Annotated in this window: 11 protein-coding genes; 8 read left to right on the top strand and 3 right to left on the bottom strand. The window is 69.7% G+C overall.

Annotated features, from left to right (window positions below; translation table 11 throughout):
- The 4 genes from BIV23_RS41715 to BIV23_RS41730 form a co-directional block, all read left to right on the top strand.
- The coding region (locus tag BIV23_RS41715; protein ID WP_281250208.1) for a vitamin B12 dependent-methionine synthase activation domain-containing protein at nucleotides 1-961 on the top strand (961 nt) is incomplete at its 5' end.
- Nucleotides 962-1,070: 109 nt separating this feature from the next.
- Nucleotides 1,071-1,772 (top strand): HAD family hydrolase, encoded by a 702-nt coding sequence (locus BIV23_RS41720; protein ID WP_071386223.1) that lies wholly within the window; start codon nucleotides 1,071-1,073, stop codon nucleotides 1,770-1,772.
- Nucleotides 1,773-2,208: 436 nt separating this feature from the next.
- Nucleotides 2,209-3,813: an ABC transporter substrate-binding protein gene (locus tag BIV23_RS41725; RefSeq protein ID WP_071386224.1), complete on the top strand. Its 1,605-nt coding sequence runs from the start codon at nucleotides 2,209-2,211 to the stop codon at nucleotides 3,811-3,813.
- A gap of 96 nt (nucleotides 3,814-3,909) precedes the next feature.
- The gene (locus tag BIV23_RS41730) at nucleotides 3,910-5,490 is read left to right on the top strand and encodes an ABC transporter substrate-binding protein (protein WP_071386225.1); all 1,581 of its coding nucleotides are present in this window, start codon (nucleotides 3,910-3,912) and stop codon (nucleotides 5,488-5,490) included.
- 81 nt (nucleotides 5,491-5,571) lie between these two features.
- Here BIV23_RS41730 and BIV23_RS41735 read toward each other — a convergent pair whose 3' ends face one another.
- Both BIV23_RS41735 and BIV23_RS41740 read right to left on the bottom strand, forming a co-directional pair.
- Nucleotides 5,572-6,243 (bottom strand): response regulator, encoded by a 672-nt coding sequence (locus BIV23_RS41735; protein ID WP_071375780.1) that lies wholly within the window; start codon nucleotides 6,241-6,243, stop codon nucleotides 5,572-5,574.
- Nucleotides 6,244-6,257: 14 nt separating this feature from the next.
- A complete protein-coding gene (locus tag BIV23_RS41740) occupies nucleotides 6,258-7,148 on the bottom strand; it encodes a RecB family exonuclease (RefSeq protein WP_071386226.1) in 891 nt (296 codons plus the stop codon).
- A gap of 178 nt (nucleotides 7,149-7,326) precedes the next feature.
- Here BIV23_RS41740 and BIV23_RS41745 point away from each other — a divergent pair, with 178 nt between their 5' ends.
- The 3 genes from BIV23_RS41745 (at nucleotide 7,327) to BIV23_RS41755 (ending at nucleotide 10,506) form a co-directional block, all read left to right on the top strand.
- Entirely contained in the window at nucleotides 7,327-8,736 is a 1,410-nt protein-coding gene (locus BIV23_RS41745; RefSeq protein ID WP_071386227.1) for a site-2 protease family protein, read from the top strand.
- A gap of 47 nt (nucleotides 8,737-8,783) precedes the next feature.
- Nucleotides 8,784-9,686, top strand: a complete 903-nt coding sequence (locus BIV23_RS41750) for a tRNA (adenine-N1)-methyltransferase (RefSeq protein ID WP_067050546.1) — start codon at nucleotides 8,784-8,786, stop codon at nucleotides 9,684-9,686.
- Nucleotides 9,687-9,933: 247 nt separating this feature from the next.
- Nucleotides 9,934-10,506, top strand: a complete 573-nt coding sequence (locus BIV23_RS41755) for a hypothetical protein (protein ID WP_071386228.1) — start codon at nucleotides 9,934-9,936, stop codon at nucleotides 10,504-10,506.
- Nucleotides 10,507-10,539: 33 nt separating this feature from the next.
- Here BIV23_RS41755 and BIV23_RS41760 read toward each other — a convergent pair whose 3' ends face one another.
- Entirely contained in the window at nucleotides 10,540-10,842 is a 303-nt protein-coding gene (locus BIV23_RS41760; RefSeq protein ID WP_071386229.1) for a ferredoxin, read from the bottom strand.
- A 523-nt stretch (nucleotides 10,843-11,365) separates the two neighbouring features.
- Between BIV23_RS41760 and arc the strand changes: the two genes are divergently transcribed.
- A complete protein-coding gene (gene arc / locus BIV23_RS41765; protein WP_071386285.1) occupies nucleotides 11,366-13,132 on the top strand; it encodes a proteasome ATPase in 1,767 nt (588 codons plus the stop codon).
- The last annotated feature ends 94 nt before the right edge of the window (nucleotides 13,133-13,226 follow it).

The raw sequence follows: 13,226 nt of genomic DNA on the forward strand, positions 1-13,226 counted from the left end.
CGAGGGGCTGCGCCTGATGGACGCCCTGATCGGCGTCAAGCGCGGTGTCCCCGGCGCCGCACTGCCCGAGCTGAAGCAGCGCCGGGTGCGGGCCGCGGCCGTCGCCCCGGCCGAGGAACGCCCGCAGGAGGGGCACGTCCGCTCCGACGTCGCCACCGACAACCCGGTACCGGCCCCGCCGTTCTGGGACACCCGGATCGTCAAGGGCATCCAGCTCAAGGAGTACGCCTCCTGGCTCGACGAGGGCGCCCTGTTCAAGGGCCAGTGGGGGCTGCGGCAGGCCCGCACCGGTGAGGGACCGTCGTACGAGGACCTGGTGGAGAGCGAGGGCCGGCCCCGGCTGCGCGGTCTGCTCGACCGGCTCCAGACGGAGAACCTCCTCGAAGCGGCCGTCGTCTACGGCTACTTCCCCTGCGTGTCCAAGGACGACGACCTGATCATCCTGGACGACCGGGGCAACGAGCGCACCCGCTTCACCTTCCCGCGCCAGCGCCGGGGCCGCCGGCTGTGCCTGGCCGACTTCTTCCGCCCGGAGGAGTCGGGCGAGACGGACGTCGTCGGCCTCCAGGTCGTCACCGTCGGCTCCCGCATCGGCGAGGAGACGGCCAAGCTCTTCGCGGCCAACTCCTACCGCGACTACCTCGAACTGCACGGCTTGTCCGTGCAGTTGGCCGAGGCGCTCGCCGAGTACTGGCACGCCCGCGTCCGCAGCGAGCTCGGCTTCGCCGGTGAGGACCCGGCCGACATCGAGGACATGTTCGCCCTGAAGTACCGGGGCGCCCGCTTCTCCCTCGGCTACGGCGCCTGCCCGAACCTGGAGGACCGCTCGAAGATCGCCGAGCTGCTCCGGCCCGAGCGGATCGGCGTCCACCTGTCCGAGGAGTTCCAGCTGCACCCCGAGCAGTCCACGGACGCGATCGTGATCCACCACCCGGAGGCGAAGTACTTCAACGCCCGGTGAGGCGCGTCTCACCCGGCACACTGATCGGATAAGTCGTACACTTGTCGGTCCACTGCAGGCCGGTTCCCGCGCGGGAACCGGCCTGCTCGTCCCGCAAGGAGGTGCGTGGATGACCAGTACGGTCCCCGCGCTCGGCACTCGTACGGCCGAAGGCTCGGCGCTGCAGGCGGTGCTCCTGGACATGGACGGCACCCTGGTGGACACCGAGGGATTCTGGTGGGACGTCGAGGTCGAGGTCTTCGCCGCGCTCGGCCACACCCTGGACGAGTCCTGGCGGCATGTCGTGGTGGGCGGCCCCATGACGCGCAGCGCCGGCTTCCTCATCGAGGCCACCGGCGCCGCCGTCACCCTCGCCGAACTCAGCGTGCTGCTCAACGAGGGCTTCGAGAGCCGCATCGGCCGCACGCTGCCGCTGATGCCGGGCGCCGCGCGGCTCCTCGCCGAACTGCACGAACAGGCCGTGCCCACGGCCCTGGTCTCGGCCTCCCACCGGCGCATCATCGACCGTGTGCTGAGCGTGCTCGGCCCGCACCACTTCGCGCTGTCCATCGCGGGCGACGAGGTCTCGCGCACCAAGCCCTACCCCGACCCGTACCTGCTCGCCGCTGCGGGGCTCGGCGCCGACCCGGCCCGCTGCGCGGTCGTCGAGGACACCGCGACCGGGGTCGCCGCCGCCGAGGCGGCGGGCTGCCGGGTGGTCGCCGTACCGTCCGTCGCCCCCATCGCCCCGGCCTCCGGACGCACCGTCGTGACCTCCCTGGAAGAGGTCGACCTGGCATTTCTGCGCGGCTTGATGACGGAAATGCCCTAGCCGTTCACTGCGGGTGCCCCGGGTGCGAAGAGGCGTCCTGGACAAATATCCGGGGAAGTACACCCGAGTGGAATTCCGCTCCGGCCGCGCGGCCTAATTCCACTGACTGTCCGCACAGTTGATGGTGTGACGTTCCCCACCCTCACGGGTCTCGACAACGTTACCCGAGTGTGCTGAACGGTCCCGTTCGAGGGGGATCGGCGGTTCCTTGTGTCCTGATTGGTGAGAAGCTGCACTAATCCTGCCGCTGTCGGGTTTTCTGTGCGTCCGCAGCCGGTTTCACTGCGTGATGACGGTCCAACTCGCCGGGCCGTGAAGCCTCCTGCGGGCGCGGACTAATCTCGTCGCGAGAACATCGCCGCATCCCCCGCGTTTCCGCCGCACCATCCCCGCGTACCGGATACACGGACCCGAACAGCTCTGGAGAAACTCCCGCATGAACCGCAAGACTTTGGTGCTGCCGGCGCTGGCCGGCCTGCTCACCCCGGTTCTCGCCGCGTGCGGCGGATCCGGCGGCGGGGGCAAGAGCGGCGGCGCCATCGTCGTGGGCACCACGGACCGGTTCACCGCCACGAAGGACGCCCCCGCGCCGCTCGACCCGGCCTACGCCTACGACGTCGGCCTCTGGAACATCCTGCGCCAGACCCAGCAGACGCTGATGGCCCAGCCCAAGGGCGAGGGCGACCCCGTCCCGGACGCCGCCGAGAGCTGCGGCTTCACCGACAGCGGCAGCGAGCGCTACGCCTGCAAGCTGCGCGACGGACTGAAGTTCGCCAACGGCGACCCGGTGACCGCCGAGGACGTCAAGTACTCCATCGAGCGCGTGCTGAACCTCAAGTCGGACAGCGGTGTCTCCGCGCTGCTGAACACGATCGACACGATCGAGACGCAGGGCGACCGCGACGTCATCTTCCACCTCAAGACGGCCGACGCCACCTTCCCGTACAAGCTGTCCACGCCGCCCGCGGGCATCGTCGACCCGAAGGACTACGCGAAGGACAAGCTGCGCGACGGCTTCTCGGTGGACGGCTCCGGCCCGTACACCTTCCAGGCCGAGGTCAAGGACAACGCGATCGTCAGCGCCACCTTCGCCAAGAACCCTTCGTACAAGGGCGCGGTGACGGTGAACAACAGCAAGGTCGTGATGCGCTCCTACGACTCCGCCGCGGCCATGGGCACGGCGATCGACAAGGGCGACATCGACGTCATGACCCGCACGATGGATCCCGCGCAGATCCAGAAGCTGGACTCCGGCAGCGACAGCAAGGTCGACCTGGTCGACATGCCGGGCCTGGAGATCCGCTACCTGGCCTTCGACACCAACGCGCCCAGCGTGAAGTCCAAGGCCGTCCGCCAGGCCATGGCCCAGCTGATCAACCGCGGCGAACTGGTCAACAAGGTCTACGGCACCGAGGCCGAGCCGCTGTACTCGCTGGTCCCGGCCACCATCACGGGCCACTCCAACTCGTTCTTCAACAAGTACGGCAACCCCAGCGCCGCCAAGGCCAAGGACCTGCTCACCAAGGCCGGCATCACCACCCCGGTGAAGCTGACCCTGCACTACACGACCGACCACTACGGCGCGGCCACGAAGCAGGAGTTCGAGGTCCTGCAGAAGCAGCTCAACGACAGCGGTCTGTTCGACGTCTCCATCCAGGGGCACCCCTGGGAGCAGTTCCGGCCCGCCGAGAAGAAGGGCCAGTACGACGTCTACGGCATGGGCTGGTTCCCCGACTTCCCGGACGCCGACAACTTCCTCGCGCCCTTCCTCGACAAGGACAACTTCCTCGGCTCGCCGTACTCCAACCCCACCATCCAGAGCACGCTGATCCCGGAGTCCCGCCGCGAGGCCGACCGGCTCTCCGCCGCCAAGAGCCTGACCCAGATCCAGGACACCGTCGCCGAGGACGTCCCGGTCCTGCCGCTGTGGCAGGGCAAGCAGTACGTCGCCGCACGGGACGACATCACGGGCGTCGCATACGCCCTCAACTCCTCCTCGACGCTTCAGCTGTGGGAGCTCAGCCGCGGTGTGAGCGGCTGACGGCTCCCCTCTTATCCGGGGGCCGGGGACGGCTGCCCGGGACCCGGGGCCAGGACGGCGGCCCCGGGTGACGGAACCGACGACAAGGCACATGCAGTGAACATGCGTTACCAGTGGCCAGTCCTGCCCATCGTGGCGGGGCTGGCCTCCGGCTTATTGACCGGCTGCGGAACAGGGAGCGGTGACTCCGGGGGTACCGGCTCCTCCGTGGTGATGGGGATGTCCGACGACGTCCTCGCCACGGACCCGGCGTCCGGCTACGACCCCGGCTCCTGGCTGTTGTTCGACAACGTCTTCCAGTCGCTGCTCAGTTTCCCCAAGGGCGGCACCGAACCCCAGCCCGAACTGGCCAGGAAGTGCACCTTCACCGACGTGCGGGCCACGGTCTACCAGTGCGAGCTGAAGGACGGCCTGAAGTTCAGCAACGGTGACGCGCTCACCTCGCAGGACGTGAAGTTCTCCTTCGACCGCATGCTGAAGATCAACGACGCGTCGGGGCCCGCGATCATGTTCCCGATGCTCGGCTCGGTCGACACCCCGGACGCGAAGAAGGTCGTCTTCCGCCTGAAGGTCCCCGACGCCACCTTCCCCAGCAAGCTCGCCTCCGGCGCCGGTTCCATCGTCGACCACCGGCAGTACGACGCGGACGGGCTCCGCAAGGACGGCAAGGCCGTCGGCTCCGGCCCCTACAAACTGGACTCCCTCGACAAGGACAAGGCCGTCTTCTCGGTCAACGCCGACTACCGGGGCACCGCGAAGGTCAAGAACTCCGGCATCACCCTGAAGTTCTTCCACGGCGACCGCGCCGCCCTGAAGAAGGCCCTCCTCGACGGCAGCGTCGACCTCGCCTACCGAGGCCTGTCCGCCTCCGACGTCGCCGGCCTCGACCAGCAGGACGACCGCAAGGGCATCGACGTCATCGAGGGCAGCAGCGCCGAGGTCCAGCACCTGGTCTTCAACATGAAGGACCCGGTCGCCGGAAAGCTCGGCGTCCGCAGGGCCATGGCCTATCTCCTCGACCGCGACGCCCTCATCAAGAACGTCTACCAGGGCACCGCCACCCCGCTGTACTCGATCGTCCCGGCGGGCATCGCCGGCCACAACACGGCCTTCTTCGACACCTACGGCGCCCGCCCCTCGCAGGCCAAGGCCACCGCCGCACTGCACGCCGACGGCATCACCGGCAAGGTGAGGCTCACCCTGTGGTCCACCCCGTCGCGCTACGGCCCCGCCACCGGCGAGGAGCTCAAGGCCATCGCCGGACAGCTCAACGCCAGCGGACTGTTCGACGCCGACGTCAGGTCGGTCGCCTTCGACCAGTACGAGAAGGACATCGCCGCCGGCAAGTACGGCGTCTACGTGAAGGGCTGGGTGCCGGACTACCCGGACCCCGACAACTTCACGGCCCCGTTCTTCGGCAAGGGCAACGTGCTGGACAACAACTACCGCAACGGCACCATCACCGGCACGCTCATCCCGCACACCGCCGCGCAGAGCGACCGCGGCGCCACCGACCAGGACTTCGGCCGGCTCCAGGACATCGTCGCCGACGAACTGCCCGTCCTGCCCGTGTGGCAGGCCAAGCAGTACGCCGTCACCCGCGACGGCGTCTACGGCCTGGAGTACTGCCTGGACGCCTCGACGGTGTTCCGGTTCTGGGAACTCAGCAAGGGCTGACCGCCCACCGGCACCCGCCGGCACCGAGGGCGCTCCTCCCGTACGGAAGGGGCGCCCTTCGCCGTCGTACGCGCCCCGTCGCTACTGCGCGCCGGGGCGGACCAGCCCGCTCTCGTACGCGTACACCGCCGCCTGCACCCGGTCCCGGAGCCCCAGCTTGGTCAGCACATGCCCCACGTGCGTCTTCACCGTCGTCTCGCTGACGAACAGATCGGCGGCGATCTCCGCGTTCGACAGCCCGCGCGCCACCAGCTTCAGCACCTCCACCTCGCGGTCGGTGAGCGTGTGCAGGGTGTCCGGCACGGGCTCCTCGCCGGAGGGCAGATGCGTCGCGTACTTGTCCAGCAGACGACGCGTGATACTCGGCGCCAGCATCGCCTCGCCGGCCGCCACCACACGGATCGCCTGCACCAGCTCGTTGGCGGGGGCGTCCTTCAGCAGGAAGCCGCTGGCCCCGGCACGCAGCGCCTCCACCACGTACTCGTCGAGATCGAACGTGGTCAGCACCAGCACCTTCGCCGGGCCGGACCGGTCGGGCCCGGTGATCTGCCGGGTCGCCTCCACACCGTCCATCCGCGGCATACGGATGTCCATCAGCACGACGTCCGGCTGCAGAGCCCGTACCTGATCGAGAGCCTGCAGGCCGTCACCGGCCTCGCCCACGACCGCGAGATCCTGCTCGGCCTCCAGGATCATCCGGAAACCCGTACGCAGCAGGGGCTGGTCGTCGACCAGTAGGACGCGGATGGCCACGTGACACTCCTTCGCTAGTCCGGGCCCATTCTGCCCTGCGACCCGGCCTCCGACTCGGCCGCCCTCACGGGCAGCGGATACGGCGGGGGAGTGCCGCCGAACTCCGGGCAGTGCGCCTGGTGGTCGCACCAACCGCACAGCCTGGTCGGGCGCGGGCGCCACTCGCCGGTCTCCGTGGCCTGCCGGATGGCCTGCCACAGCGCGTGCAGCTTGCGCTCGACCCGCTCCAGATCGGCCGGATCCGGGTCGTACGTCAGCACGTCCCCGCTGCCGAGATAGACGAGCTGGAGGCGGCGCGGCACCACCTGCTTCAGCCGCCAGACCACGAGCGCGTAGAACTTCATCTGGAAGAGCGCACCCTCGGCGTACTCGGGCCGGGGTGCCTTGCCGGTCTTGTAGTCGACGATCCGCACCTCGCCCGTCGGCGCCACGTCGACCCGGTCGATGATCCCGCGCAGCCGCAGCCCGGACTCCAGCTCGGCCTCGACGAACAGCTCCCGCTCCGCGGGCTCCAGGCGCGTCGGATCCTCCAGCGTGAACCAGCGCTCCACCAGCCGCTCGGCCTCCGCGAGCCAGCCCGCCAGCCGCTCGCCGTCCGGATCGTCGGCGAACAGCTCCGTCACCTCCGGGCGGCTCTCCCGCAGCCGGTCCCACTGCCCCGGGATCAGCGACTTGGCCCGCGGCGCCGTCCGCTCCCCGGCCGGCGCGTCGAACAGCCGCTCCAGCACGGCGTGCACCAGCGTGCCTCTCGTCGCCGCTGCGCTCGGCTTCTCCGGCAGCCGGTCGATCACCCGGAACCGGTACAGCAGCGGGCACTGCATGAAGTCGCCGGCCCGCGAGGGCGACAGGGAGGTGGGCGCCGTGGCGACGCGATCGGCCGCCGCGCCCTCGAAGCTGCTGTCCATGCCCACAGACCTTACGGCCCGCCACTGACAGTGACCCACCCGCCGCCCTGACCGGCCCCGCGACCACGCGGCGAACACAGGGGGTGCCGGGGCGAAACACGTCACCACGGCCGCATACCATCGACATCGGACCCTTCCGGCCGACAGGTGCGGAAGACGCTTCGAACGAGGGGACACCGTGGACGTGAGCGGCGGGAGCGGGCGGCCACGGCCCGGCGACGACGAGCCGACCGAGCCCCCCGCGGTTCCTGCGGCCCCCGAGGACGCCTCGGACGACAGCGCCCGGCAGTCCGGCACCCAGGACGCCGACGACCGCGCGGGCACCCCGCGACGTCCCGAAGCCGCCACCGACACGGAGGACCGTCCCACGGAACACCGCTCCCTCGCCCACTCCGGCATCGCCAAGGGCGAGCCGCCGCAGCCCCGGCCCAAGGAACCCGGCGGCGGCATCCTCATGGGGCGGCCCTTCGGGGTCCCGGTGTACGTGGCGCCCAGCTGGTTCCTCGTCGCCGCGCTGATCACCTGGGTGTTCGGCGGCCAGCTCGACCGCGTGCTGCCCGAACTCGGTGCCGCCCGCTACCTGGTCTCGCTGTTCTTCGCCGTCGCCTTCTACGCCTCCGTGCTGGTCCACGAACTGGCCCACACGGTCGCCGCGATCCGCTTCAAGCTCCCGGTCCGCCGCATCCAGCTCCAGTTCTTCGGCGGTGTCTCCGAGATCGAGAAGGAGGCCGAGACCCCGGGCCGGGAATTCGTGCTGGCCTTCGTCGGCCCCCTGCTCTCCCTCGTCCTCGCCGGGGTCTTCTACCTCGCCATGCGGCCCGTCGAGCCCCGCTCCGTGCCCGGCGTCCTGCTCGCGGGACTGATGATCTCCAACCTGATCGTCGCGATCTTCAACCTCCTGCCCGGCCTGCCCCTCGACGGCGGGCGCATGCTCCGCGCCGTCGTCTGGAAGGTCACCGGCAAGCCCATGAGCGGCACCGTCGCCGCCGCCTGGGTCGGCCGCGCACTCGCCGTCGCCGTCCTGATCGGCCTGCCGCTGATGAACCAGTCCGGCGCGCTCGGCGGCGACGGCACCGAGGTCAACGGCATGGACACCGTCACCGACGCCCTGCTCGCCGCCATCCTCGCCGCGATCATCTGGACCGGCGCCGGCAACAGCCTGCGCATGGCCCGGCTGCGCGAGCACCTCCCCGAACTGCGCGCCCGCACCCTCACCCGCCGGGCCGTACCGGTACAGACCGACACCCCGCTCTCCGAAGCCCTGCGCCGCGCCAACGCCGCCGGCGCCCGCGCCCTGGTCGTGGTCGACGCCGAGGGCAACCCCCTCTCCCTCGTCCGCGAGGCCGCCATCGTCGGCGTACCCGAGCACCGCCGCCCCTGGGTCGCGGTCAGCGGCCTCGCCCAGGACCTCACCGACGGCATGCGCGTCTCCGCCGAACTGGCCGGCGAGGACCTCCTCGACGTCCTGCGGGCCACCCCGGCCACCGAGTACCTGGTCGTCGAGGAGACCGGCGAGATCTACGGCGTCCTGTCCGCGGCCGACGTCGAGCGCGCCTTCGTCAGAGCCATGGCCCGCCCGTCCGCCTAGAGCCCGCAGTGGTCGGCGGCCCCCGCCGGGCCCGGTAGTCTGTTCACATGTCCGAACCGACCGGTGCCGCCCGCAGGCGCGGGCCCTTCAAGGTCGGGGACCAGGTTCAGCTGACCGACCCCAAGGGCCGCCACTACACGTTCACGCTCGAAGCAGGGAAGAACTTCCACACCCACAAGGGCTCCTTCCCGCACGACGAACTGATCGGTGCTCCCGAGGGCAGCGTTGTCCGCACCACCGGCAACGTGGCCTACCTCGCGCTGCGCCCCCTGCTCCCCGACTACGTCCTGTCCATGCCCCGCGGGGCAGCCGTCGTCTACCCGAAGGACGCCGGGCAGATCCTCGCCTTCGCCGACATCTTCCCCGGCGCGCGCGTCGTCGAGGCCGGCGTCGGCTCCGGCTCGCTCAGCAGCTTCCTGCTGCGCGCCATCGGCGACCAGGGCATGCTGCACTCCTACGAGCGCCGCGAGGACTTCGCCGAGATCGCGCAGGCGAACGTGGAGCGCTACTTCGGCGGCCCCCACCCCGCCTGGCAGCTCACCGTCGGCGACCTCCAGGACAACCTGTCCGACACCGACGTCGACCGCGTCATCCTCGACATGCTCGCCCCCTGGGAGTGCCTGGAGGCCGTCTCCAAGGCGCTCGTCCCCGGCGGCATCCTGTGCTGCTACGTGGCCACCACCACCCAGCTCGCCCGGACCGTGGAGTCCATCCGGGAGATCGGCTGCTTCAACGAGCCGACCGCCTGGGAGACCATGATCCGCAACTGGCACATCGAGGGCCTTGCCGTCCGCCCGGACCACCGGATGATCGGCCACACCGGCTTCCTGCTCACCGCCCGCCGCCTCGCGGACGGCGTCGAACCGCCCATGCGCCGCCGCCGCCCCGCCAAGGGCGCCTACGGCGAGGACTACGCCGGACCGAACGCCGACGGCGGCACCGGCCGCTGACCGGCCGCACACACGGCTCAACGTGAGGGCGCCGTGCCCGAGTTCCCACCGGCCACCGGGAACCCGGGCACGGCGCCCGCTCGTTGACGGGGTGCCAGCGCTCCCCGTCCCCCACGACGCGTACGCCCCGCACGCGCGCGGGCGTTGCGCCCACGGGAATCCCGCACCCCGCCGTTCCCCCGCACTGTGACGTGTGGCACCATGCTGGCCACCCCCACCGGCACAGCCCTCACAGGAGACACTCCTCGTGCAGCAATCCGCCGTCCCGGAGCTCGCCCACACCCAGACCAGGCCCATCCACTGGGTCGCCACGGCCACCGCCGTCGCCGGCGTCATGGCCCTCTCCTCCGTCGTACAGCCCGGCTCCGCCACGGCCGCCACCGCCACACAGCCCAGAGCCGCCCACGCGGTCGCCGACCCGCCGAGCACCGACGGCGTGGCCTTCCCGCTGAACTGCGGTCCGGTGAAAGCGGTGGTGGTGAAGAAGGCCAGCGGGGACCTGGACGGGGACGGCAGACCCGAGACGGTCGCCGTGGTGCACTGCGACACCGCCATGGGCACCCCGCCGGACGGCGTCTACGTCATCACACGCCCCTCCGACGGCGGCAGGCCACGCGTGGTCGCCACCCTCGTGAAGCCCCAGGACCGGTACACCGTCACCGGCTTCTCCCTGCGCGCGGGCGCCGTCGGCGCCACCCTGCTCGGCTACTCCTCGGACGCGGTGCCCAACTGCTGCCCCGACGTGAAGACCCCGGTCACCTGGAAATGGAGCGGCAGCGCGTTCGTCCGCTCCACACCCGCCGACACCCACAGCGTCTGACCCGCGGCGACCGGCCCAGCACCCGGCGGGGACTCAGTCCGCGTCGGGCCCGTACACCTCGACCCTGTCCGAAACACGCCGCACATGGATGCACTCGCCCGGACACTCCCTGGCCGAGTCCACCACGTCCGCGAGCAGCGGCAGCGGCACCGGCGTCGACGCCCCCGCACTCTGCAGCAGCTCGTCGTCCGCGCCCTTCACATACGCCAGCCCGTCGATGTCCAGCTCGAACACCTCCGGGGCGTACTGGGCGCAGATCCCGTCGCCGGTACACAGATCCTGGTCGATCCAGACCTCCAGCGCCTCGCCCCCCGGGGCCTCCTGCTGCACGGTCACCTCTCCTGCCGTCTCGGTTCGCCGGACGGCCCGGGACGCCGCGAGCGCCAGCCAGGTCCGCTCCAGCGGCTGTTGAACACCCCTCGACCCTACCTCCGCCGCTTTCGAGCCCTCTTCCGCCGGTGACCGGGTTTCCCCACGATCACACGCGGGTACGACGGCCCGACCGGGACAGGGGAGTCCCAGCCAGGGGAACGACCACTTCAGGCCGGGCCGACGGTGACACCGTCCACCCGGACCATCGCTCTGCGTGATGACGTGCGAGCGCACAGCATGCTGCCCGCCTCCGGGACGACCAGCCCTGAACGGACAACTCCGGCCAGCTTCGAAGGAATTCGACCACGCGATGCCCGGAACAAGCTGCTTCCACATCACGTTGAGTGGGTATCCCCTCCGTGCGAGGGAGAGCGCATCGGGTGACCGACGACACACCTTGACAGTCTTGGTGATCTAGGGGTTTCAATCGACACCCACCCAGGTAGGGTCTGGAAGCGTCCAGCTCCCCTTGGAGGAGGTGAGGACCGTGGCAGCCCACGACGACGACATGAACCGCGGCATCCGCCCGGGACGAGGGTCCGACGACCCGGCCGGGCAGATCGCCTACCTTGAGCAGGAGATCGCCGTCCTGCGACGCAAGCTCGCCGACTCTCCGCGGCACACGAGGATTCTCGAAGAGCGGATCGTCGAGCTACAGACGAACCTGGCCGGCGTGTCCGCCCAGAACGAACGACTGGCCAACACCCTCCGCGAGGCCCGCGACCAGATCGTGGCCCTCAAGGAAGAGGTCGACCGGCTCGCCCAGCCGCCCGCCGGCTTCGGTGTCTTCCTACAGGCCAACGAGGACGGCACCGCCGACATCTTCACCGGCGGCCGCAAACTCCGGGTGAACGTCAGCCCAAGCGTCGACCTCGACGACCTGCGGCGCGGCCAGGAAGTCATGCTCAACGAGGCCCTCAACGTGGTCGAGGCCATGGAGTACGAGAGCGTCGGCGACATCGTCACCCTCAAGGAGATCCTCGAGGACGGCGAACGCGCCCTCGTACTCGGACACACCGACGAGGAACGCGTGGTCCGGCTCGCCGAGCCACTCCTGGACGTCACCATCCGCCCCGGCGACGCCCTCCTGCTCGAACCCCGCTCCGGCTACGTCTACGAGGTCGTACCCAAGAGCGAGGTCGAGGAACTCGTCCTCGAAGAGGTCCCGGACATCGGCTACGACCAGATCGGCGGCCTCGGCAACCAGATCGAGGCCATCCGCGACGCGGTCGAGCTGCCGTACCTCTACCCCGACCTGTTCAAGGAACACGAGCTGCGCCCGCCCAAGGGCGTACTGCTCTACGGCCCCCCCGGCTGCGGCAAGACACTCATCGCCAAGGCCGTCGCGAACTCCCTGGCCAAGAAAGTCGCCGAAGTCACCGGCCAAGCCGCCGGCAAGAGCTTCTTCCTGAACATCAAGGGCCCCGAGCTCCTCAACAAATACGTCGGCGAAACCGAGCGACAGATCCGCCTCGTCTTCCAGCGCGCCCGCGAGAAGGCCAGCGAGGGCACCCCCGTCATCGTCTTCTTCGACGAGATGGAATCCCTCTTCCGCACCCGCGGCTCCGGTGTCAGCTCGGACGTGGAGAACACCATCGTCCCCCAGCTGCTCGCCGAGATCGACGGCGTGGAAGGCCTGCAGAACGTGGTCGTGATCGGCGCCTCCAACCGCGAGGACATGATCGACCCCGCCATCCTGCGCCCCGGCCGACTCGACGTGAAAATCAAGATCGAGCGTCCCGACGCCGAGGCGGCCAAGGACATCTTCGGCAAATACCTCACCGAACGCCTCCCCCTGCACGCCGACGACCTCGGCGAACACAGCGGCGACAAGACCACCACCGTCCAGAGCATGATCCAGACGGCGGTCGAGCAGATGTACGCCGAATCCGAGGAGAACCGCTTCCTGGAAGTCACCTACGCCAACGGCGACAAGGAAGTCCTCTACTTCAAGGACTTCAACTCCGGCGCCATGATCGAGAACATCGTCGGCCGCGCCAAGAAGATGGCCATCAAGGACTTCCTCGAAAAAAGCCAGAAAGGCCTTCGCGTCTCCCACCTCCTCCAGGCCTGCGTGGACGAATTCAAGGAGAACGAAGACCTGCCCAACACCACCAACCCCGACGACTGGGCCCGGATCTCCGGAAAGAAGGGCGAACGGATCGTATACATCCGCACGCTCATCACCGGAAAGCAGGGCGCGGACACCGGACGCTCCATCGACACGGTGGCGAACACCGGTCAGTACCTGTAAAAACAGGGCGGCTGCGGGTGCCCTCACCGGGTACCCGCAGCCCTCTGTTTTTCCGGCCACAACCGGCCACGACCGGAGCAGGCAATGACGCAAA

The sequence above is a fragment of the Streptomyces monashensis genome (genome assembly GCF_001866665.1).
GTDB classification, from domain to species: domain Bacteria; phylum Actinomycetota; class Actinomycetes; order Streptomycetales; family Streptomycetaceae; genus Streptomyces; species Streptomyces monashensis.